24 protein-coding genes, 1 pseudogene and 2 other annotated features are annotated in these 22,355 nt (G+C 42.3%); of the genes and pseudogenes, 22 read left to right on the top strand and 3 right to left on the bottom strand.

What is annotated here, in order from left to right; all coding sequences use genetic code 11:
* Nucleotides 1-191 precede the first annotated feature (191 nt).
* Nucleotides 192-647 (bottom strand): hypothetical protein, encoded by a 456-nt coding sequence (locus ACN6MY_RS20950; RefSeq protein WP_419881892.1) that lies wholly within the window; start codon nt 645-647, stop codon nt 192-194.
* Nucleotides 648-1,056: 409 nt separating this feature from the next.
* Between ACN6MY_RS20950 and ACN6MY_RS20945 the strand changes: the two genes are divergently transcribed.
* The 17 genes and pseudogenes from ACN6MY_RS20945 to ACN6MY_RS20865 all read left to right on the top strand — a co-directional run bounded on the left by ACN6MY_RS20945 (nt 1,057) and on the right by ACN6MY_RS20865 (nt 16,238).
* Nucleotides 1,057-2,088 (top strand): glyceraldehyde-3-phosphate dehydrogenase, encoded by a 1,032-nt coding sequence (locus ACN6MY_RS20945; RefSeq protein WP_419881891.1) that lies wholly within the window; start codon nt 1,057-1,059, stop codon nt 2,086-2,088.
* A gap of 496 nt (nt 2,089-2,584) precedes the next feature.
* Nucleotides 2,585-2,965, top strand: coding sequence for an adenosylmethionine decarboxylase (gene speD / locus ACN6MY_RS20940; protein ID WP_071350798.1), 381 nt, complete (start codon nt 2,585-2,587; stop codon nt 2,963-2,965).
* Between the two features lie 185 nt (nt 2,966-3,150).
* On the top strand, nt 3,151-3,546 hold the full coding sequence (locus ACN6MY_RS20935) for a cytosolic protein (RefSeq protein ID WP_419881890.1): 396 nt from the start codon (nt 3,151-3,153) through the stop codon (nt 3,544-3,546).
* Nucleotides 3,547-3,690: 144 nt separating this feature from the next.
* Complete coding sequence (gene nrdR / locus ACN6MY_RS20930; protein WP_071350801.1) at nt 3,691-4,155, top strand: transcriptional regulator NrdR; 465 nt, start codon at nt 3,691-3,693, stop codon at nt 4,153-4,155.
* 146 nt (nt 4,156-4,301) lie between these two features.
* The gene (locus ACN6MY_RS20925; RefSeq protein ID WP_419881889.1) at nt 4,302-5,732 is read left to right on the top strand and encodes a replication initiation and membrane attachment family protein; all 1,431 of its coding nucleotides are present in this window, start codon (nt 4,302-4,304) and stop codon (nt 5,730-5,732) included.
* Entirely contained in the window at nt 5,719-6,660 is a 942-nt protein-coding gene (gene dnaI, locus ACN6MY_RS20920) for a primosomal protein DnaI (RefSeq protein ID WP_419881888.1), read from the top strand. Before ACN6MY_RS20925 ends, dnaI begins: the two co-directional genes overlap by 14 nt.
* Before the next feature lie 383 nt (nt 6,661-7,043).
* Nucleotides 7,044-7,889, top strand: coding sequence for a sporulation protein YtxC (gene ytxC / locus ACN6MY_RS20915; RefSeq protein ID WP_419884241.1), 846 nt, complete (start codon nt 7,044-7,046; stop codon nt 7,887-7,889).
* A 447-nt stretch (nt 7,890-8,336) separates the two neighbouring features.
* The gene (gene thrS / locus ACN6MY_RS20910; protein ID WP_419881887.1) at nt 8,337-10,268 is read left to right on the top strand and encodes a threonine--tRNA ligase; all 1,932 of its coding nucleotides are present in this window, start codon (nt 8,337-8,339) and stop codon (nt 10,266-10,268) included.
* A gap of 792 nt (nt 10,269-11,060) precedes the next feature.
* Nucleotides 11,061-11,561, top strand: a complete 501-nt coding sequence (locus tag ACN6MY_RS20905) for an N-acetyltransferase family protein (RefSeq protein ID WP_419881886.1) — start codon at nt 11,061-11,063, stop codon at nt 11,559-11,561.
* Between the two features lie 145 nt (nt 11,562-11,706).
* Nucleotides 11,707-11,846 (top strand) — a sequence feature (ribosomal protein L20 leader region).
* Nucleotides 11,847-11,975: 129 nt separating this feature from the next.
* A complete protein-coding gene (gene infC, locus ACN6MY_RS20900; protein WP_071350791.1) occupies nt 11,976-12,479 on the top strand; it encodes a translation initiation factor IF-3 in 504 nt (167 codons plus the stop codon).
* A 21-nt stretch (nt 12,480-12,500) separates the two neighbouring features.
* Nucleotides 12,501-12,701 (top strand): 50S ribosomal protein L35, encoded by a 201-nt coding sequence (gene rpmI / locus ACN6MY_RS20895; RefSeq protein WP_034309070.1) that lies wholly within the window; start codon nt 12,501-12,503, stop codon nt 12,699-12,701.
* 35 nt (nt 12,702-12,736) lie between these two features.
* A complete protein-coding gene (gene rplT, locus ACN6MY_RS20890) occupies nt 12,737-13,096 on the top strand; it encodes a 50S ribosomal protein L20 (protein WP_071350790.1) in 360 nt (119 codons plus the stop codon).
* A gap of 82 nt (nt 13,097-13,178) precedes the next feature.
* Nucleotides 13,179-13,451: a DUF1294 domain-containing protein gene (locus tag ACN6MY_RS20885; RefSeq protein ID WP_419884240.1), complete on the top strand. Its 273-nt coding sequence runs from the start codon at nt 13,179-13,181 to the stop codon at nt 13,449-13,451.
* 324 nt (nt 13,452-13,775) lie between these two features.
* Nucleotides 13,776-14,087, top strand: a pseudogene (locus tag ACN6MY_RS20880) (IS1595 family transposase); the annotation flags it as partial.
* 35 nt (nt 14,088-14,122) lie between these two features.
* Nucleotides 14,123-14,542 carry a VOC family protein gene (locus ACN6MY_RS20875; protein WP_419881885.1) on the top strand — a complete coding sequence of 140 codons (420 nt, stop codon included), beginning with the start codon at nt 14,123-14,125 and terminating at the stop codon, nt 14,540-14,542.
* Between the two features lie 368 nt (nt 14,543-14,910).
* On the top strand, nt 14,911-15,639 hold the full coding sequence (locus ACN6MY_RS20870; protein ID WP_419881884.1) for a DsbA family oxidoreductase: 729 nt from the start codon (nt 14,911-14,913) through the stop codon (nt 15,637-15,639).
* Between the two features lie 134 nt (nt 15,640-15,773).
* Nucleotides 15,774-16,238: a GNAT family N-acetyltransferase gene (locus ACN6MY_RS20865; protein WP_419881883.1), complete on the top strand. Its 465-nt coding sequence runs from the start codon at nt 15,774-15,776 to the stop codon at nt 16,236-16,238.
* A 63-nt stretch (nt 16,239-16,301) separates the two neighbouring features.
* Here the strand turns inward: ACN6MY_RS20865 and ACN6MY_RS20860 are convergent, their stop codons facing one another.
* Nucleotides 16,302-16,682, bottom strand: coding sequence for a sigma-w pathway protein ysdB (locus tag ACN6MY_RS20860; protein WP_419881882.1), 381 nt, complete (start codon nt 16,680-16,682; stop codon nt 16,302-16,304).
* Nucleotides 16,683-16,793: 111 nt separating this feature from the next.
* On the opposite strand from ACN6MY_RS20860, the gene ACN6MY_RS20855 reads away from it, so the two are divergent.
* The 3 genes from ACN6MY_RS20855 (at nt 16,794) to ACN6MY_RS20845 (ending at nt 19,716) form a co-directional block, all read left to right on the top strand.
* A complete protein-coding gene (locus ACN6MY_RS20855) occupies nt 16,794-17,315 on the top strand; it encodes a dUTP diphosphatase (RefSeq protein ID WP_419881881.1) in 522 nt (173 codons plus the stop codon).
* A 167-nt stretch (nt 17,316-17,482) separates the two neighbouring features.
* Nucleotides 17,483-18,568 (top strand): M42 family metallopeptidase, encoded by a 1,086-nt coding sequence (locus ACN6MY_RS20850; protein ID WP_419884239.1) that lies wholly within the window; start codon nt 17,483-17,485, stop codon nt 18,566-18,568.
* 329 nt (nt 18,569-18,897) lie between these two features.
* On the top strand, nt 18,898-19,716 hold the full coding sequence (locus ACN6MY_RS20845; RefSeq protein ID WP_419881880.1) for a general stress protein: 819 nt from the start codon (nt 18,898-18,900) through the stop codon (nt 19,714-19,716).
* A 96-nt stretch (nt 19,717-19,812) separates the two neighbouring features.
* Here ACN6MY_RS20845 and sspI read toward each other — a convergent pair whose 3' ends face one another.
* Nucleotides 19,813-20,025, bottom strand: a complete 213-nt coding sequence (gene sspI / locus ACN6MY_RS20840; RefSeq protein WP_090989707.1) for a small acid-soluble spore protein SspI — start codon at nt 20,023-20,025, stop codon at nt 19,813-19,815.
* Between the two features lie 121 nt (nt 20,026-20,146).
* Here sspI and ACN6MY_RS20835 point away from each other — a divergent pair, with 121 nt between their 5' ends.
* Complete coding sequence (locus ACN6MY_RS20835; RefSeq protein WP_419881879.1) at nt 20,147-20,905, top strand: TrmH family RNA methyltransferase; 759 nt, start codon at nt 20,147-20,149, stop codon at nt 20,903-20,905.
* A gap of 59 nt (nt 20,906-20,964) precedes the next feature.
* Nucleotides 20,965-21,198, top strand: a binding site (T-box leader).
* Between the two features lie 101 nt (nt 21,199-21,299).
* The gene (gene pheS, locus ACN6MY_RS20830; RefSeq protein ID WP_419881878.1) at nt 21,300-22,340 is read left to right on the top strand and encodes a phenylalanine--tRNA ligase subunit alpha; all 1,041 of its coding nucleotides are present in this window, start codon (nt 21,300-21,302) and stop codon (nt 22,338-22,340) included.
* Nucleotides 22,341-22,355: the final 15 nt, after the last annotated feature.

The following is a 22,355-nucleotide window of genomic DNA, read 5'->3' as shown; positions in this document are numbered from 1 at the left end:
GCTTCGCCTGCGGGGTCTCATCTTCCCGCTAATCCCGCAGGAGTCTCGCACCCTACACTCCAATCAACCAGATTTAACAATATGATCTCCTCACAGAACTCATTAAAAAACAACAATCTTTAAGAAAAAGAGCCTTTTATTAAATGAATGTTGTGAGGCTATCATTGTTAAAGATGGCGCCAGTAGAAACCTTATTCTATCTCTGGTTTTTTGTATTTCTTCTGTTCTTCCCTAACAAAGACAATAGCCTTTTCAACAGTTAATATTTTTTTTTCGTGCCAATGTTCCCCCATTTCTCTAACTAGCGGGTGAACCAGTCCAATTCTACTAACAAGTGCAGCGTAATCCAGTAAAACATTTATCACGTCATCTTTTAGTCCTAACATCTGCAAATCCTCAACAAGCTTAACATCATCCTCCGTAACAGTATCATTGCGTTTTTTAAGAAATTCAATAGGTGGTGATGATTTTACCTGATTAACATACCATTCATCGAAAGTCATTCCTGTCTTGGCTATAAATTTTTCTTCTAGTTTTGCATTCCATTCCTCAATAGACATTCCGTGTATTTCTTTAAATCGTTCTTCAGGTGTTAAACCGTGTATTACTTTACCGGCAGTCTTTTTAATTCGTTTTTTATCCTTCATAATACCTTCCTTCTTAATCCTAACTCTGTCCAATTTTATTAATCTTTGCTATCCCACACTGACTTTAACATAAATATCCATTTGAATTCCATTGTATGGTCGGTTGCTAAATCGCCCTTTTTCTTTAACCTGCCAAGATTAAAAATGGCTTGTTTAAATATGATGCTTTATTGATTTTGTTTTTATCTCTTCATATTTAAAGGTGTCTGCTGTGTGAAAAGGCTCGGCGAACGGTACCTGGAAAGGAAGCGTCTGGGGCGGAAATAATCAGGGAAGTGAATCAGAGGCATCATTATTAATTAATATGATGATTTTTTGAGAAATGTTTACCGCTTTCATTACGAATTATGCTATACTAATTGTGGAAATAACATAATGAGTATAACACTAATTCGGGAGGTTCCGAAACATGAAAGCAAGAGTAGCGATTAATGGATTTGGAAGAATCGGAAGAATGGTTTTCCGTAAAGCAATTCTAAATGATAACCTGGACATTGCGGCAATCAATGCCAGCTATCCTGCTGAAACCTTAGTGCATTTAATTAAATATGATACAAACCATGGCAGGTTCGACGGGGATGTAAGGGCGGAAGAAAACTCTATTATTGTGAATGGGCACCGTGTGCTGCTCATTAATAACCGCGACCCGAGACTGCTTCCGTGGGGCGAAATGAATATAGATATTGTTATTGAAGCAACAGGAAAGTTCAATAGCAGGGATAAAGCTGCACAGCATCTTGAAGCTGGGGCTAAGAAAGTTGTATTAACAGCTCCTGGTAAAGAAGAAGATGTTACAATCGTGATGGGTGTCAATGAAGAAGCGCTTCAGGCTGATGTGCACTACATCATCAGCAATGCCTCCTGTACCACGAATTGCCTGGCACCTGTCGCAAAGGTGCTTGAGGATAGCTTCGGAATTGAAAATGGCTTAATGACGACGATTCATTCTTATACAAATGATCAGAGGAACATAGATAATCCCCATAAAGACTTAAGGCGTGCCAGGGCTTGCGGGCAAAGCATCATTCCAACTACTACGGGTGCAGCAAAGGCACTTTCGCTAGTGCTTCCGCAGTTAAAGGGCAAGCTTCATGGAATGGCCTTAAGAGTCCCGACCCCAAATGTCTCGCTTGTGGATCTTGTGGTCGATGTAAAAAGGGATGTTACTCTTGATGAGATTAATGAAGCCTTTATTGCTGCATCAAAAGGGCCGTTAAAAGGAATCCTTGATTTCACGGATGAGCCGCTTGTATCAATAGATTTTAACACGAATCCTCATTCAGCCATCATTGATGGACTGTCCACAATGGTAATGGGAACAAGGAAGGTGAAGGTTTTAGCCTGGTATGATAATGAATGGGGCTACTCCTGCCGTGTTGTGGACCTTGTGAACCTGGTGGCGGACGAAATGCTTAGTATGAAAGAAATGAAGGTAGGATAAACGGAAGGAGCTCCCCTGAAGAGGGAAGCTTCTTTTTTTGGCTCATTTCTTAAAGGTTGTTGTTTATTAATGAGTTCTGCGAGGCGAAACCATCGTTAAACCAGGTTGGCTAGAGCGACCATCCTGAAGCGGAAATCAACCACCTTGTTTCATAGCAGCAACGTTTACGAAAACAGCCTTTGTAAAAGACGGGCAGCAATAAAGAATCCAAAAAAACATTTTTAATATGGTTTTTTATTTTGGAAATGATATGCATAGTGCGGGCTACTCCCCGTTTCGTTTAAAATCTCAGGATTTTCCGATAGCGGGATATGAAAAAGATATGTTGCAAAGTAATAATAAACAAAGTATACTATGATTCGTGAACTTCTTGGGTTAGACCTTCATAATGGCTACTTAAAGGGTTAGGACCTCTTTGGACTAACTTTCCCCCGTGGTAGTTATTTGCGTGAAACTTACAAAAATATTTTTATCATGTTAAGGGGGAAACATAAACATGGAAACAATGGGCAGACATGTAATATCAGAACTTTGGGGCTGTGACTTCGAAAAATTAAACGATATGAATTATATTGAGCAGGTTTTTGTTGATGCAGCATTAAAATCTGGAGCAGAGGTCCGTGAAGTGGCCTTCCATAAATTTGCACCACAGGGAGTTAGCGGAGTAGTAATTATTTCTGAGTCGCATCTGACTATCCACAGCTTTCCTGAACACGGATATGCAAGCATAGATGTGTATACATGCGGAGATTTGAATCCGCACATTGCTGCAGACTACATTGCAGAGGCATTGAATGCACAAACACGCGAAAATATCGAACTTCCGCGTGGAATGGGCCCTGTACAAGTGAAAAATACAAAAGTTAATGCACTATAATTTAATGACGATTCAGGAGATGCCCGCGCGGCGTCTCTTTTTATTTGCGGGGAAATAGGAAATTCCAGGCACACTTGCCTCGCCATTACGGCTCTTTGTTCCTCGGAATATGATGCTTATGCTTTTTTTTACACAGTTCGACATGTATAATGGTTACATCAAAACAATTTCAAGGATGATGTGTAATGGCTTTGTTTCAGTCTATTTTTAAACGGTACCATCAGCAATGTGAAACGAGCGATCATCATAGAGATGAATTGCTAAGGACGCATTATTATAAAGCGAATGCAGAAACAGCGCTTCGTGCAGCAGAAGAGATTTTTGCAAATAAACAGCAATTTGAAATTAAATCTGTTTCAAAGGAGCACGGTGAAGTTTTTGCCGTGACCCGGAAGGCCCCGCGCATATCCATCATTGCAACCGTTGTAACCATAAAACCGTTTGAAACTGCAGTCGATTTTACAGTCTCCACGGAAAAGCGTTCCCTGACCGGGGTGTATCCGCTTCTGTGCAGGGTGGCTGCTGGTTCCTACGAACAGCTTGACAAGAAGCTTCCGGCTGCAGCCGGAAAAAAAGCATAATTGCTGGCATCCAAAAGCTCTGGAAGCTTCTAAACAGTTCTTTATTTCTTCTTGTACTGACAGGTTCTTTTTTATAGTATAATGGTATGAAAATGGTTCGTTCTCCATGGATAGGGAGAACTGCATAAACGGAGCTGATAAATGATGAAATGCCCGTCCTGCCAATATAACGGCACACGAGTATTGGACTCCCGGCCTGTAGACGAAAGCCGCTCCATCCGCCGCCGAAGGGAATGCGAGGTGTGCGGGTACCGCTTCACAACATTCGAAAAGGTTGAGGAAATACCTTTAATCGTTGTGAAAAAAGGGGGAACCCGAGAGGAATTCAGCAGGGATAAGATTCTCCGCGGCCTGATAAGGGCATGCGAAAAGCGTCCTGTGCCTTTGAAGGAATTAGAGGAAATTACAAATTTCGTTGAAAAGGAACTGAGAAGCCAGGGGATATCGGAAGTCAAGAGCGACAGCATTGGCGAAATGGTCATGGACAAGCTGGCAGGGGTAGATGAAATTGCTTATGTCAGATTTGCATCCGTGTACAGGCAGTTTAAAGATATTAATGTATTTATAGATGAATTGAAGGATTTAATTAATAAAGAGAAAAAGAGCTGAGGCAACCACTTTGGCTCTTTTTTTCACTGAAAAGCCGTGAAATCATAAAAGATTGCGCAAACTACTGTTGACTGTGAATGCAGGCGGCCGGGCAGCTGCGGCTCCCTGCACCCGCTATGATTCACTTTGGAAAGGTTTGAATATGGATGTCCAACCACTGGCAGGAATTGCTTCCCGTAGACCGATATTCGGTATCATCAGCAGGGCTGCTTCATGATTATGACCGCAAAGTATTGACACTTTTGTATCAGCCGCTGATCGGGCCGGTATGCATCAGCCTTTATATGACTTTATGGAGTGAGCTTGAAGAAAATCGCCTTTGGTCAGAGTCTTCCCTGCATTATAATTTGATGAACACAATGAGCATGAATTTGAGAGAGATATATGATGCGAGAACCAAGCTTGAAGGAATCGGCCTTTTGGCGGTTTATAAAAAGAAGGCTGATGAAAACAAGCAGTTTATTTATGAAGTGAATCCGCCGCTAAGTCCGGAACAGTTTTTCACGGACGGCATGCTGAACATTTATTTGTATAAAAAAGTAGGAAAAGCCCAATTTATGCGCCTGAAGAAATTCTTCTGTGATGATCGTGTGCCTGTTGGGGAATATGAACAGGTAACCAAATCTTTTGCGGAAATCTTCGCTTCGGATCACCTTGATTCTTTGTATGTTACAGATGAGTCTTTGAAGGATTTAAGCGTAGACCAGTCCAAGAGATTAATGAATCGGGAAGAAGGCGAAGAGCTGCAGGGATTCGAGCATACATTTGATTTTGATTTGCTGTTTGCTGGCATCAAAACCTCCCTCGTGCCGCGCAGGGCCTTTAATTTGAAGGTCAGGGACACGATTGCAAAGCTCTCCTTTTTATATGGAATTGATCCCATACAGATGCAAAAGCTTGTTCTCGGCTCTCTTGATATAGAAAATGAAATTGATCTGGAAGAACTGAGGAAATCAGCCCGCGACTGGTACCAGATGGAATATCATGCTGACATGCCAAGCCTGATTGAAAGGGTTCAGCCCCTAAAATATATTTCACAGTCCGAAGAGCCTAAAACGAAGGAACAGCTCTATATCCGCCATTTGGAAACCGTATCGCCGCGCAGCCGTCTGATCCAGCTTTCAGGCGGTGCTGAGCCGTCCAAATCTGATTTGCAGATTCTCGAGGATATTATGCTCAAGCAAAACCTGACACCAGGAGTAACGAATGTGCTTGTTGAATATGTGATGATTAAAACAGATATGAAGCTGACGAAAGCTTATGTGGAAAAAATCGCGAGCCATTGGGCAAGAAAGCGTGTCGTTACGGTTGCAGAGGCTATGGAGCTTGCCAAAAACGAGCACAGGCAATATCAGGAATGGGCAGATAATAAGAAAACAGGAAACACCCGGTCGAAAAAAGCCATAAGAACGGAATCCGTTCCAGAGTGGCTGAATGAAGTGGAAGACGATGAAAGCTCTCCAGCAGCGGTTGCGCAGGTCACCGAAAATGAGAGTCTTGAAGAACGGAAGAGGCAGTTTGAGGAAAAATTAAGAAAGTTAAAAACTGGAGGTGAAGCAGCCCATGGAACGGATTGATAAATCGCTGAATAAGCTTGCGAATACCGGGGATTTTCAGAAAAGGTATGAACGGACTAAAAATGAAATCCTGAATGATGAAAATGTCCGTTATTTTTTAAATGAAAACAGTTCTGCCATTTCGAAGGAAACAGTGGATAAAAACCTGATGAAGCTTTATGAATATAGTACACAAAGTAAAAACGGCTGCGAAAAATGCCCAAGCCTTGAAGGCTGCATAAATGTAATGGAAGGCTATCAGCCGCATCTGGTCCTTCAAGGCAATGGAATTGATCTTCATTATGAGCCATGTCCCCGGAAAATAGTTCATGATGAAAAAGCCAAACGGGAAAAGCTGATTCAGAGCCTGTATGTTCCGAGGGATATACTGTCTGCCGGCATAGAAGATTTTTATTTGAGTGATTCGTCTGCAGGCAGAATGGATGCCGGAGAAAAGGCAATGGCCTTTGTGATGGATTATGAGCCTGGGAAAAAACAGAAGGGCTTATTCTTGTATGGGAAATTTGGTGTCGGGAAGACATATCTGCTTGGGGCGATTGCGAATGAGCTGGCAAAAAAACAAATTTCTTCCCTGATTGTATATGTACCTGACTTTCTCAGAGAACTAAAAGGGTCCATTGGGGACAATACGATTAATGAAAAAATAGAAATGACCAAGCATGCTCCTATTCTTATGCTTGATGATTTTGGTGCGGAAACGATGACAAGCTGGGGAAGAGATGAAGTCATCGGGCCCATTCTGCAGTTTAGAATGCTTGAAAATCTACCTACCTTTTTCACGTCCAATTTCGACATGGAGGGCTTGAAAAATCATTTAACCTTTTCACAGCGAGGGGAAAAAGAAGAAGTAAAAGCAGCGCGGGTCATGGAGAGGATCCGCTATTTGGCAGAGCCCATCCATTTAAACGGGAAAAATAGAAGACTTTAAACATATACATAAAACAGGCGGCTGCGGATAGCTGCCTGTTTTTATTTCTTTAAGGCTGTTTTCCTGAACTTTGTTGCTATGAAACAAGGTGGTTGATTTCCGCTCCAGGATGCTGGCTTTCCTCGGCTGCGCCTGCGGGGTCTCACCTGTTCCGCTAATCTAAGCAGGAGTCTCGCACCTTACGCTACAATCAACCTGACTTAACAATGGGATTGCCTCTCATAACAAATTAAAAAAACAACCATCTTTATGAAAAGAGCTTTCTTTAAAGAACTTTTGCACAAAATCTCATTTTTCCATATTCTGTTCCCCTCCTGCTTCTAAATAGAAGGCTTATCCCATATACATAAGCAGAAAGGCAGGCTTAGGGGGGAATAGATTTGGTGCATATCCATTTTCAAAGCGAATCAGAAGCAATCATTTTAAAGAAATTGGTTTCTGGCCATCCGTACGGGGCAGAACTCCATTCACATATTCATTTCAGCTCTGACCTCAAATTGATCGTCAGGATAAAAGAAAATAATGCCGAAAAGATGCTGTCGATGTTAAGTGATGTCTTTTATTCCTATTTGCTGAAGGAAAAACTGTCAAATGTTCTTGAGGATATCGTGACCAAGAAGTTTTTTTTTCAGGAAAGAGAAGAAGTGGAGGCGATTACTGATATTGCGCATTCCATCATAGAAGGAGAAAAAAATAAAAATAAAAAGAGCCTGTTTGGTGGGGAAAGGGCCATCCTTGAAGAAGGATTGAGGAACATCCTGCTGGAAAAGGACACATTCTCTTTTGATTCATTTGCCACCTTCCGGCTCAAATCTTTTTACGGCACCCTGCTGCACTACGCGGGTCTCGCCATTGATGAATATAAGCTGGAACAGGATTATCAGAACTTCATTGCTTCGCTTCGTGATATGCTGAACGAACGGCAGCCGAAAGCAGGCATCATACATTTGCTCCATGACAATGGCTTTCACTTTTATAATGATAAGTGTATGAAGATGGATAAACAGGAAGTATACCGGCTGATTGACCGGAAGCTTATGAGCGAAAAAAATCCTTTTTACATTGATTCTTCTGTTTTGGCTCCCTTGATTTCTATTGCACCTTCTTCTTTGCATTTGTATACGAATGAAAGCGAGGACGGATTGATCCGGACCATCAGCAGGATTTTTGAGGAAAGAACGGTCATCAAGCCCCTCCATACGTTCAGTGAGCAAAATGGCTTTGCATAGCAGGCTGAAAGCGGAATAACTTTTAAAAAAGTCTGTGAAAATGGTCTTGCTTTTCTTTACATAACACTTTATAATTTCCTACATACTATGAAAAAAACATTCGAAAAAGTTATGATGAGGACAAGGGCATTCTAAGTACGGGCTGTCAGAGAGGGAGGACACGGCTGAAAGCTTCCCAGCACGATTAGTACGCTTACCGCCTCTAAACTTCAGCCAGGAACGCTTATGCAAGTATTGGCTGACGGGAAGCTGCCGTTAAAAGTCACGAGTGTCATTTCCTTAGATTGGGAATGAAACAAGGGTGGAACCGCGGGTTAATCTTAGATGATAAAGCTCGTCCCTGTATTTTATACAGGGGCGGGCTTTTTTTGTGTTTTTTTAAACCCCTGTCTGGCTTTCGGGCCAGTGCCCGGGAATAAAAAATAGAAGTAAAAAGGAGAGATTTGAATGTCAGAATCAATCAAGATTTCATTTCCAGACGGTGCTGTAAAAGAGTTTCCGGCCGGAACTACAACTGAAGACATTGCGTTTTCAATCAGCCCGGGACTAAAGAAAAAATCAATAGCCGGAAAATTCAACAGCGCGCTGTATGATTTAAAGCGTCCGATTACTGAAGATGGTTCAATAGAAATCGTTACACAAGATAGCGCGGAAGCTCTTGAGGTTCTTCGCCACAGTACAGCGCATTTAATGGCGCAGGCTGTTAAACGTTTGTTTAAAAATGCTAAATTTGGCGTTGGCCCGGTTATTGAAGGCGGATTCTACTATGATATGGATCTTGAAGAGTCGTTAACTCCAGAAGATTTGCCGAAGATTGAAAAAGAAATGAAAAAAATCGTGAATGAAAATCTTGAAATCGTCCGCAAAGAGGTAAGCCGCGATGAAGCAATCAGCAAATTCAAGGAAATTGGGGACGAATATAAGCTGGAGCTTATCGAAGCCATTCCTGAAGAGCAGCAGGTAACGCTTTATGAGCAGGGAGAATTTTTTGACCTATGCCGCGGAATCCATGTTCCTTCAACAGGCAAAATCAAGGAATTCAAGCTTTTGAGCATTGCTGGTGCTTATTGGAGAGGAAACAGCGACAATAAAATGCTTCAGCGTATATATGGAACAGCTTTCTTCAAGAAAGAAGATCTTGATAAGCATATACAGATGCTAGAAGAAGCAAAAGAGCGCGACCACCGCAAGCTTGGAAAAGAACTGAGCCTGTTTACAAGCTCCCAGAAGGTTGGCCAGGGGCTTCCGATGTGGCTGCCAAAGGGCGCGACTATCCGCCGTGTCATCGAGCGGTATATTGTGGATAAAGAAGAGCGTTTAGGCTATGACCATGTATATACTCCTGTTATGGGAAGCGTAGATTTATATAAAACTTCAGGACACTGGGATCATTATCAGGACGGCATGTTTCCTGTCATGGAAATGGAGAATGAGCAGCTTGTTCTTCGTCCGATGAACTGCCCGCATCATATGATGATTTATAAAAATGACATCCATAGCTACCGCGAGCTTCCAATCCGTATCGCCGAGCTTGGGCTTATGCACCGTTATGAAATGTCAGGTGCGCTTTCAGGATTGCAGCGTGTCCGCGGAATGACATTGAATGATGCTCATCTATTCGTACGCCCGGACCAGATTAAAGAAGAATTCAAACGTGTAGTCAATCTGGTATTAGAGGTATACAAGGACTTCGATATTAATGATTACTCTTTCCGGTTATCTTACCGTGACCCAGAGGATACTGAAAAATATTTCAATGATGATGCTATGTGGGAAAAAGCGCAAAGCATGCTGAAGGAAGCCATGGATGAGCTTGGGCTTGAGTATTTCGAAGCAGAAGGCGAAGCGGCATTCTATGGCCCTAAGCTTGATGTCCAGGTCCGTACGGCGCTTGGCAAGGACGAAACATTGTCAACTGTCCAGCTTGATTTCTTATTGCCGGAACGCTTCGATCTAAGCTATGTGGGTGAAGACGGCAAGCCGCATCGTCCGGTCGTTATCCACCGTGGAGTCGTATCGACAATGGAGCGTTTTGTCGCATTCCTGATTGAAGAATATAAAGGTGCATTCCCGACATGGCTGGCACCTGTCCAGGTTCAGGTTATTCCTGTATCACCTGAAATTCACCTCAGCTATGCCAAGGAAGTACAGGAAAAGCTGCAGGCCCAAGGACTTCGTGTATCCCTGGATCAGCGGGATGAAAAAATCGGCTATAAAATCCGTGAAGCCCAAATGCAGAAAATCCCTTATATGCTTGTAGTAGGGGATAATGAAAGCAATGAAGGCAGCGTCAATGTCCGTAAATACGGAGAACAAAAGTCTGAAACAGTAGCTTTTGATGAGTTTGTAAAAGCCATAAAGCAAGAAGCGAAACTATAAGCCTAAGAAGTATTGGGCATGCCGCCGTACGCGGCAGAATGAATCGATATTCCATCAAAGGGCCATGACTCCATAAGCTGTGCAGTTAATATTTGCACTGAAAGGGGCATGGCCTTTTTTTAATCCGTGCAACAAGGCGCTTTCACTTTTATGTAATCCAGCTCCAGCGCCTAGCCTCTCGGGGTCATAAGTCACGTAAGAATTGAAGGCAAAGAGCGCCTTCTATTCTTACGCGCCTTATGCATGTCGAGGCTGAACAGGCGCTTGCGCTTTATATGCAATCCAGCTTCAGCGCCTAGCCTCTCGGGGTCATAAGTCACGTAAGAATTGAAGGCAAAGAGCGCCTTCTATTCTTACGCGCCTTATGCATGTCGAGGCTGAACAGGCGCTTGCGCTTTATATGCAATCCAGCTTCAGCGCCTAGCCCCTCGAGGTCATAAGCCACATCAGAATTGAAGGTAAAGAGCACCTTCTATTCTGATGCGTCTTATGCTTGTCAGGGCTGAACAGGCGCTTGCGCTTTATATGTAAATCCAGCTCCAGCACCTAGCCCCTCGAGGTCATAAGCCACATCCGAATTGAAGGCAAAGAGCGCCTTCTATTCGGATGCGTCTTATGCTTGTCAGGGCTGAACAGGCGCTTGCGCTTTATATGCAATCCAGCTTCAGCGCCTAGCCCCTCGAGGTCATAAGCCACATCCGAATTGAAGGCAAAGAGCGCCTTCTATTCGGATGCGTCTTATGCTTGTCAGGGCTGAACAGGCGCTTGCGCTTTATAGGGGAGGAGAAAATTATGAAAATCCGTACAGCAGTGCAAAAAGATGCGAAAGCTTTGGCAGAATTGATGGAGCATGCAGATGAATCAGGCTTTATGCTTTTTAATCCAGGTGAAAGAAAGGTAAGGCCCGAAATGCTCGAGGAAAGATTTTTGAGGGCAGGGAACGAAGGTGTTACAAATATTTTTATTGCGGAAGGAAATAATGGAGAACTAATCGGCTATTTAATGCTCCTTGGAAACAGGAATGAAAGGGCACGCCATAAAGCATATATTGTAATCGGCGTGGCAGAGCAGGCAAGAGGAAAAGGCGCCGGCACCCGTTTATTCGCTGAGTGTGAAGAACACGCAAGAAGGCTGAACCTGCATAGACTTGAGCTTACTGTGATCACTCATAATGAAGCTGCCATCGCATTATATAAAAAAATGGGGTTTGAGATCGAAGGCACTAAACGGGACTCGCTGTATTTCGGAGGAAAGTTTGCAGATGAATTCTGCATGTCGAAGCTCCTTGGTTAAGGATATTTTATATATTTTCACAAAACTTATTGCCAAAACACCAGATATTTGATAAGATAATTTTTGTTGTGAAAAACAAAGTAATGTATTTGACAAAACATCTGTGTTTATGATATATTTTCTAAGGTAAATTGAATACGAGTTTGAGGAAAAGAAGAAGCACCCGCTTCTCACCTGGTTGACGCAAATCGTGTTGTTAACAGGTTTCATGATTTGATTATTTGGAATGATTCTATCTAGTCTATCTGTGTGGGTGTTTCTATGCATCCACACTTTTTTATTGATTAAAAGTAGATGCAAACTAAACAGATCATGGCAATGGCAAGCGAAAGCGTTGGCAGTGAGTTGGTTTCTTCAGCCCGAACGCTTGTATTCGCTAAATATCCTTGGAGGTGGCTAACTATTAGTAAAGACATGATGGTAAACGAGGGCATCCGGGCCCGTGAACTTCGTCTTATTGACCAAAACGGAGAACAGCTTGGAATCAAAACGAAATTCGAGGCATTGGACATTGCCGCTCGTGCAAATCTTGATCTAGTATTAGTTGCTGCGAATGCAAAGCCTCCGGTAGCCCGTATAATGGACTACGGAAAATTCCGCTTCGAGCAGCAAAAGAAAGACAAAGAAGCACGCAAGAATCAAAAAGTAATTAGCTTAAAAGAGGTTCGCTTGAGCCCAACTATTGATGAGCATGACTTCAATACAAAACTTCGGAATGCAATCAAGTTCCTTGAAAAAGGCGATAAAGTGAAAGCTTCTATCCGTTTCAAAGGGCGTGCAATCACGCATAAGGAAATCGGCCAGCGTGTACTAGACCGTTTCTCAGCTGCATGTAAAGAAGTGGCGACCATTGAATCACACCCAAAAATGGATGGCCGCAGCATGTTCCTGGTTTTAGCACCGAAAAACGAAAAGTAATGTAATGAGGAGGAATACCTTATGCCTAAAATGAAAACACACCGCGGATCTGCAAAACGTTTCAAAAAAACTGGATCCGGCAAACTTAAGCGTTCAAACGCTTATACAAGCCATTTATTTGCTAACAAATCTACTAAGCAAAAGCGTAAGCTGCGCAAAGCTAGCCTTGTAAGCAAAGGTGACTTCAAACGTATTCGTCATATGCTAGACAATATTAAGTAAGATCGAGTTATCGATTGAAATAGGAGGGAAATAACATGCCACGTGTAAAAGGCGGTACTGTTACTCGCAAACGTCGTAAAAAAGTTCTTAAATTAGCCAAAGGTTACTACGGTTCCAAACATACATTATATAAAGTTGCTAATCAGCAAGTAATGAAATCATTATTGTATGCTTTCCGCGACCGTCGCCAGAAAAAGCGCGACTTCCGCAAACTTTGGATCACTCGTATCAATGCAGCAGCACGCATGAACGGTCTTTCTTATAGCCGTTTAATGCATGGCTTGAAGCTTGCAGGTATCGAAGTTAACCGTAAAATGCTAGCTGAGCTTGCTATCTCTGATGAACAAGCATTTGCTCAATTAGCAACAGCTGCAAAACAGCAATACGAAAAATAAGATCAAATTTGATCTGTTAAAGAAGCCATTCTCTTTCGGGAGAGTGGCTTTTTTCATATGTGGAAGAATTGGAGTGAAGGACATGTCAGGCATGGAAGTGCTATGGATTTATTTTGTTATCATTAATATCATTTCTTTTACCATAATGGGCATCGATAAAAGAAAGGCAAGAAAACATGAGTACCGGATCAGCGAAGCAACCCTATGGCTCCTTGCCTGGGTGGGGGGAGGAACCGGCGGATTTGCGGGAATGAGGAATTTTCGCCATAAAACAAAGCATGCTTCCTTTGCATTCGGCTTTCCCCTCCTGATGATCTTGCAGCTTCTGGCTATGGTTTATTTAACGATCCAGTAACTAAAGCTGAATGGACGAGTGCCTTTTTTACGAAAGCAGCGGCTTCTTAGGAGAAGCCGTTTATTTATTTGCATCAAAACCTCCCGGGATACGGGGTTTTTTAAAACATAGCTATGTTAAATAACTCTGTTGATATTTGAAAAAATCGAACGATTGTTCTATAATGTATCAAAAAAGTACGAGGGCGAGCTGTTAAGAATGACATTGAAGGACATTATCCAAGAAATCAGAAAGCTAAGTACAGCAGACCAATACCGTCTAAAAGAGTTTTTCGTGAACTCTTTAGCTTCTTATTCTGCAAGCGAACCGGTATTTAAAGAGGCAGATGCTTGGCGGGCATTTATGACTTATGCCAAAGAAAAAGGGCTTGAGCATTACAGATTAAAATCAGATGGTAAGGAACGTGTTCGAGGCGTATATCATATTCAAAATGTGAATAGTTATCATAGTCGTTTGAAGGGCTGGATAAATCGATTTTATGGTGTGGCAACAAAATACCTCGGCCATTATTTGAGTTGGTTTCAATTCTTCGACCAAATCAGGCATCGAAATGATGACATAACAGTTAACAAGATGATTGTTGAAAGTTCCCTGTTCTCAACGTGTGTTACCTATGATAAACTTAGGTTGTCATAATTTTCCAAATAGAAACTTATAAGGAGGAGAAATGATTGAGAGAAAAATTATTAAGAGTTGGTACAACTTATATTCCAGTCTCAAATGTAGAACTTTCTTCAGAATGGTATGTGAACAAATTGGGGGCTGAATTAAGTTATAAAGATGAAGATAAAGCGATACTTAACTTTGCTAATCAAAGCATATTTCTTGTAAAGTCTAATGAAAATCAAAGCTCAAATTTTTATGATATACACGGCGAAGAACGTTTTTCATTAACTTTTGAAGTTAACGGGTTAAGTGCTTTAGAAACTATACATAAAGATTTTAGTGAAAAACAAATTAGAGTTGGAGAAATTGAAAACAGAGGACACTCTGGAAGAAACTTTGTTTTCTATGATTTAAATGGAAATAAATTTGATGTTTGGAGCGAATTGAGTCCAATATTTAAAGAAAAATACTTAATTTCCCAATAGGCTATTTAAATGCGGTATATTTAAAAGAGAACTCAATTACTACTGAGTTCTCTTTTTATTATAAAATTCACATTATCCTTTAACATAGCTTAAAACATAAATCAGTGGGAGGTCATTTAATTGGGCAGATTAGATAACAAAGTGGCGGTCATTACAGGATCAGCTACGGCATCATGGCCTATACTTGGCCAGGCAAAATGCTGATGGAAGATAAATGGAAAGAGACTGCTGAATAACATGCACAAAGCCTCGGATCATGATTATTCGGGGCTTTGTGCATGCTGGAGATAAGAGGGTGTGCATCTTGTGTACGTTTTTCTGAGTAATATGCTACTATAGAAACTATCTTGTATAAAAGAGGTGCCAGTATGAAAATTGAAGTATGGTCTGATTTTGTTTGTCCGTTTTGTTATATAGGAAAACGCCGTTTAGAAGCAGCGCTTTCTCAATTTCCTCATAAAGATGAAGTAGAAGTGGAGTTTAAGAGCTTCGAGCTGGATCCTAATTCAGCACTGAATACGGGTGAAAATATTCATGAAATGCTGGCTAAGAAGTATGGCATGAGCATTGAACAAGCTAAGCAGGCTAACGCGGGAGTTGGTCAGCAGGCGCTAAGTGAAGGCTTGGAGTTTAATTTCGAGAACATGAAACCCACGAATACATTTGATGCACATCGCCTGGCTAAGTTTGCCAAGCTTCATGGAAAAGAAGCAGTGCTGACTGAAAAGCTTCTTTACGCGTATTTTACAGAGTCTAAGATTGTCAGTGATCCTGAGGTTCTGGCAGATATAGCTGAGGCTTCCGGCTTGGACAGGGTGAAAGCGGAAGAGGTATTAAGCGACAAAAATGCGTATGCCGCTGATGTTCGCCAGGATGAAAGCAAAGCACAGCAATACGGGATTACAGGAGTTCCTTATTTTGTAATCAATCAAAAATACGCGATTTCAGGAGCACAGCCAGCCGAAACTTTTACCGGAGCACTTCAGCAGGTATGGCAAGAGGAAAATCCCTTACCGCAGCTTAAGGATCTTTCAGGTAATAATCCAGCAGATGCTTTTTGTGCAGATGGCAGCTGTGCTGTCCCTGATGAAAAATAACTTGCTTTTAAAAGCGGAGAATAGGAAGCTATTCTCCCTTTTCTGTTTGTATGATTTCTTTTACGGGCTTACAATGGAAGAATCGGGCATTTGATGATATTACAAATGAGTCAAATCAGAAGCGGAGGATTCATATGAGCTGGGTACTGAAGAAATTTAGCGAGTTGACGAATCATGAAATTTATAGGATTTTAGAAGAAAGAACACGGGTATTTGTTGTGGAGCAAAATTGCCCTTATCTTGAGGCTGACGGAAAAGATACAGCCTGCTATCACCTCTTTCTGGAGGAGGAGGGAGTCATGCAGGCCTATTTAAGGGTTGTACCTCCAGGGGTTTCATATAAACAAGCCTCCTTGGGCCGGGTTTTGGTGAAAAAGGAATTTAGAGGAAATGGGCTGGCTCATGAATTAATAAAGAGAGGCATTGAATTTGTTCAGCATGAGCTCAGGGAAACGGTGATAAAAATCCAAGCGCAGGCATACTTGGAAGATTTTTATGGATCCTTTGGTTTTAAGGCGATTTCTGAGCCTTACATCGATGATTACATACCGCATATCGATATGCTGCTGTCAGAAAAACGAGCTAATAACATACAATAAGCCGGAGGCGCTGCAGACCGGCCATGGAGAAAGAAATCTGCAAGGCTTTTGCCTCCCCTCACTTCAAGTATTTTTATGATGATATAGAGAATTTTTCCAATCGATGATGGCATCAGGGTAACGTGTTTTAATGATACCTTCAATTTTTAAAATGTCCTCTGCTGTCGGCTCCGGGAGTGATTCTTTTTTTATTTCCCAGATAGAGATGGAACGCACCTGGTGGGATTTTCCCTCATGATGGAGATATTTTTCCCCTTCATAAAGGAAGCCGTTAAAGGTAACGAAAAAATTCCTCCTGATATCACACTGGTCATCAAGGAAATAGAACTTTTTCTGTTTATGGGCGTGATGCAATTTACGGCGCGGACTTGCTATATAATGAAAGAAAGAGTAAATGATAAAAATGATGAATGCAAGCAGCATCATCCGAATGGCCATGATCATAGTTGCCTCCTGTATAATTGAAGAATTCAATGCTTTTACTATATGTACGATATGATTTTTAATAAGTTTCAACATTTTGCTATAAATCCGTTAACTGTGGCTGTGAATACAATGAAATATCAAAAGGCAGGGATAAGAACGATGAATTTACATAAGCTGTTTAGCATGCAGGCTGCATTGGATGCCCATATAGAAGAGCAGCATGGAATCAAAAAAGAAGATGTGATGGAGAAAAAAGTGCTGGCACTGCTGGTGGAAACAGGAGAGCTTGCTAATGAAACAAGAACCTTTAAATTTTGGAGCGTAAAAGGGCCTTCAGACCGTGAAACAATTCTGGAGGAATATGTAGACGGCATCCACTTTCTGCTGTCGCTTGGGATATCCCTGAATCTGGAGGATACGGTTCTTGATTTGGAACCAAAACAGAGTGAGAGCAGCCTGACGTCACAGTTTTTGGAGGTATATGCTAAAATTCAGGACTTCAGGAAGCAGCTTTCGAATGAAGCGTATCGGGAAATGTTTCAGTCATTCATTTCTTTAGGTGTGATGCTTGGTTTTTCCGGACAAGATATCGAAGAAGCGTATTTAAGCAAAAATGAAGTCAATTACGATCGGCAAAAACAGGGGTATTGAAGATTTTTAATAAAAGTGACGCATACATCCGCGGGAGTTGTGGCCAATTATTGCAGGATAAACTGCAAGAATTGACGAATAGGCGCCAATTATGAAAAAATTTTGTGAATTCCTGATTATTTTTGTATAATATAGCTTGAACATAAGAAAAAGGGGGGGACTTTTTGATGGTGAAATTAGATGAAACTCTAACCATGCTGAAAGATCTTACTGACGCTAAAGGCATTCCAGGAAATGAAAGTGAAGTAAGGAAAGTCATGAAAGAATACATAGCTCCGTTTGCAGATGAAGTTACCTCTGACGGATTAGGCAGTTTAATTGCCAGAAAAACAGGTAAAGAAGATGGACCGAAAATCGTGGTGACCGGCCATCTTGATGAAGTAGGCTTTATGATTACCCAGATTGATGATAAGGGCTTTCTTCGCTTTCAGCCTGTTGGTGGCTGGTGGTCACAGGTGATGCTTGCACAGCGGGTCACAATCGTTACCCGCAATGGAGAGGTAACAGGAATTATCGGTTCTAAGCCTCCTCACATTTTAAGTGCTGAAGCAAGAAAAAAGCCGGTTGAAATTAAAGATATGTTCATTGATATCGGAGCATCCAGCAAAGAAGAAGCACAGTCTTGGGGAGTAAGACCTGGAGATATGGTTGTTCCATACTTCGAGTTCACAGTCATGAATAATGAAAAGCTCCTTCTTGCTAAAGCTTGGGATAATCGCATTGGCTGTGCGATTGCCATTGATGTGCTTAAGCAGCTCGACGGAAGCGATCATCCTAACGTAGTATACGGCGTGGGAGCCGTCCAGGAGGAAATAGGTCTTCGGGGCGCGAAAACCTCCACATTTAAAATTCAGCCTGATATCGGTTTTGCAGTTGATGTAGGCATTGCGGGCGATACGCCGGGGATTTCTGAGCGCGAAGCATTAAGCAAAATGGGAAAAGGCCCGCAAATTGTAATTTATGATGCATCCATGGTCTCTCATAAAGGCTTGCGTGAGCTTGTGACAGATACAGCGGATGAGCTGAACATCCCATATCAGTATGAATCCATTCCAGGCGGGGGAACAGATGCCGGCTCCATTCACTTGACTGCCAACGGTGTGCCGGCTCTGGCTATTACCATCGCAACACGTTACATCCATTCCCATGCAGCGATGCTTCACCGCGATGATTACGAAAATGCCGTCAAGCTGATTGTTGAAGTAATCAAGCGCCTTGACCGTGAAACAGTAGACAAAATCATTTACGAATAAAGTGAAACATCCGTGTTACAGCAGGTTCCTTTTTTAAAAGGGGCCTGTTTTTTTATAGCTGCGCTGCCCATCTTCGGAATTCACCGCCTAGCCTCTCAAGGTCGTAAGCCACATAAGAACTGAAAGCAAAGAGGACCTTCTTTTCATATGCGCCTTTTGCAGGTCGGGGGCCCCCAGGTCGGGGGTCACGAAGACGCTGCCGCAGGACGCGGCGTCCTTAGTCTTTGTTCCGCTACCAAGGCGCTTTCGCTTTTTTTGTTTACAGAATTATAGTGCGGGTATAGATAGTTAATACTATACGGAAAAATGGAAGCAGAGGAGGAGTTACTATGGTGAAAAGTGTTTTCGGGATTTTTGACAGCAGTTCAGAGGTGCAGGGAGCAATTAATATTTTAAAGGCAAAGGGCTATGACAGCGGGGATATTACAATTGTAGCCGATAAGGAAGATAGGCTGGATTTTTTCGGCTCAACCGAAAAGACAGATGTAAAAACCATTACAACTGATGAAGATACCTATGATGATACATTTATGGATAAAGTCATGAGATTCCTGACAAATGAAGGCACATTTGACCTCAAAGACCAATTGGGAAACAGTGATCTGTCGGATCGTGAAATTTCAGCGTATGTGAGTGATGTTGATGAAGGCAAACTGCTCGTGCTGGTGGATAAGGAGGATAATCAAGATGACCTTCTCGTAAACTCCGTCCATTCTTCAAGAGAGAATGGACGGAGTCCTGAAGGTTCCATTGAAACAGGAGTTACGGAAAATCCGGATCCAAATATTTTCCCTAACCCGGCAGCTACGGCAGAACTGGACAATGCACATTCTGGTTCCCGCAAAGAGCCTGGTTCCCCTGAAGTGCATAGCACAACTGGAACGGAGCAGAATCTTGTGGCTGGAAGCGGCCGCCTCAATACAAATGCTTTCACTGCGATTGGCAAGGATGGCGATGATGACAGCGGCAGCCGTTCAAAAACAAAAAGCATACGTGATAAAGAATTGGAAATAGAAAAGAAAAAGTCTGAGGAAGCGCATTATAAGGAGAAACTGGATCCAGAAGAAGATGTTCAGATGGATTCTGATGATAATCCAATCGTTCATGATGACCTTTTTAAAAATAGGATCAATACCGATCATTTATGAGGTTTAAATGAACTGGCAGGAAGCCCTAAGAAGGCGGACTAATCTGCCGCCAATTGCGCGGGACAAAAGGAAAAAAAGCAATAGCCGGATACCCGGCTATTGCTTTTTTAATCCGCTTTCCAGCGTTTGAAGCATTTCGCTTTTTTCCTCATTTGAGGCATTTTGCCAAATGACTTCGAACAGTACGCCAAGACCAGGAAGCATCTTTTCTTCACCATTTTGGATGGCATCGACGATTGTATCCTGCAGCTGATCCTGCGAGTTGCCGCTTACGTTGTGGATAATCGCATTTCGAAGGTTTAAATTCATTGTCAATCCTCCCTTAAATCATGATTACTCACGGACATAGTTTTTCACAATGGTGCATGCATTATGTATGCTAATTGCGTTATAATAGGACAATCATTGAAAAAAGAGGAGGCAATTTGCCTTGAATTTTATAGAATCAGCAAAAAATCCGAAGGTAAAGCAATGGAAAAAGCTTTTAGGCAAAAAAGAGCGGGATAAGACGGGAAAGTATATAATTGAAGGTTTTCACTTAGTGGAAGAGGCATTAAAAGAAACTGACGTTGTAACGGAAGTCATTCTTTCAAAGGAAAAAGAGCTTCCTGTTTCCTTTAAATTGGAAGGCACTGATGTTACATATGTAAGCGAAGACGTAATGAAGGCTATTTCTGATATGGAAACTCCGCAGGGAATCATTGCCGTTTGCGAGCAGAAGCCATGGAATCTCGAGGAAATGAATCCTGAAAAAATCCTCCTCATTGATGCCGTGCAGGATCCGGGCAACATTGGAACTATGATCCGGACAGCAGATGCTGCAGGAATGGATATGGTCATACTCGGCGAAGGCTGTGCAGATCTTTATCATCCTAAAGTGATACGGTCGACACAGGGAAGTTTATTTCATATGCCAATCATGAAGGGAGATCTTTCTGAAGCAATAGCCGGGCTTCAGGAGCGCGGCATCCCGGTTTACGGCACCGCATTAGAAGGGGCAGTTTCTTATGAAACGGCAGATAAATCGGATTCTTTTGCCATTCTGGTCGGCAACGAGGGGCAGGGTGTCAATAAGGATCTGCTGAAAAAAACCACGCAAAATTTATATATTCCTATTTACGGAAAAAGCGAATCCCTGAATGTGGGCGTAGCATCAGCGATTTTAATGTATGCCCTTCGTAAGCAATAATATAATTCGATTTGAATACAAAGCGGAATTATAATATAATATATAACAAATTGAAAAATTGAAAGACTATGACGGAGACAAGTAGCACCGGAAAGCCATTACAGGGATAAATGCCTTGACTGAAAGCATTTTATGGGACTGCCAGTGTGAAATTTCAGCTCTCGAGTCGGCATCGGGATAATCCAAGGGTTGAATGATGCATCGGTGAAAAGCCGTTATCTTTGTCAAGTGAGCGCCGTTAGTATTGGCGCTAATAAGGGTGGTACCGCGAATACATAAACCTCGTCCCTTTCTGGGATGGGGTTTTTTTGCATTCCAAAAGTTTGTCATCCTTCATAAAAATTGCAAGCAAGTGCTACATACCCATATTTAAGAAATAAAAGGAGGAAAAACCATGCAAGAACGTCTCCAGGAACTTCAGGAGGAAGCACTTCAAAAGGTTGTGAATGCTTCTGAATTAAAGGAATTAAATGATATCCGAGTTGCTTATTTAGGTAAAAAAGGACCCATTACAGAGGTATTGCGCGGAATGGGCAAGCTCTCTGCGGAAGAACGCCCGAAAGTTGGCGCACTTGCCAATGTAGTACGTGAAGCTATTGCACAGAAGATCGAGGAAAAGCAGCAGGCACTTGAAACAGCAGCTGTGAACGAAAAGCTGGCAGCTGAAAAAATTGATGTCACATTGCCAGGACGCCCTGTCAAAAAAGGAAGCCATCACCCGCTCACAAAAGTCATTGAAGAAATAGAAGATCTTTTCATCGGAATGGGCTATACCGTTGCGGAAGGACCTGAAGTAGAAACAGATTACTACAACTTTGAGGCGCTTAATTTGCCTAAAGGCCATCCCGCTCGCGATATGCAGGATTCCTTCTATATTACAGAAGAAATTTTAATGCGTACCCATACATCCCCTGTACAGGCAAGAACGATGGAGAAGCACAAAGGAAAAGGCCCGGTTAAAATCATCTGTCCAGGAAAGGTATACCGCAGGGACAATGACGATGCCACACACTCTCACCAGTTCATGCAGATTGAAGGCCTTGTGATTGATGAAAATATCCGCATGAGCGACCTTAAGGGAACACTTGAAGTTTTTGCCAAGAAAATGTTCGGCCAGGACCGGGAAATCCGCCTGCGCCCAAGCTTCTTCCCGTTCACTGAGCCATCAGTGGAAATGGACATTTCCTGCAAAATCTGCGGCGGAAAAGGCTGCAGTGTCTGCAAGGGAACAGGCTGGATTGAAATCCTTGGAGCAGGTATCGTGCATCCGAATGTGCTGGAGATGGCCGGCTTTGATCCTGAAAAATATTCTGGTTTTGCATTCGGTATGGGACCAGAGCGAATCGCCATGCTGAAATATGGTATTGATGATATCCGCCACTTCTATACAAATGATATCCGTTTCCTAAAGCAATTTGAACAATTCGAATCCTAAGCGCTGCTATGGATA

Source organism: Peribacillus sp. B-H-3 (genome assembly GCF_048572925.1).
Lineage (GTDB): Bacteria > Bacillota > Bacilli > Bacillales > DSM-1321 > Peribacillus.
Note: the sequence above shows the minus strand (reverse complement) of the source record. Positions and strands in the feature narration are given on the sequence as shown.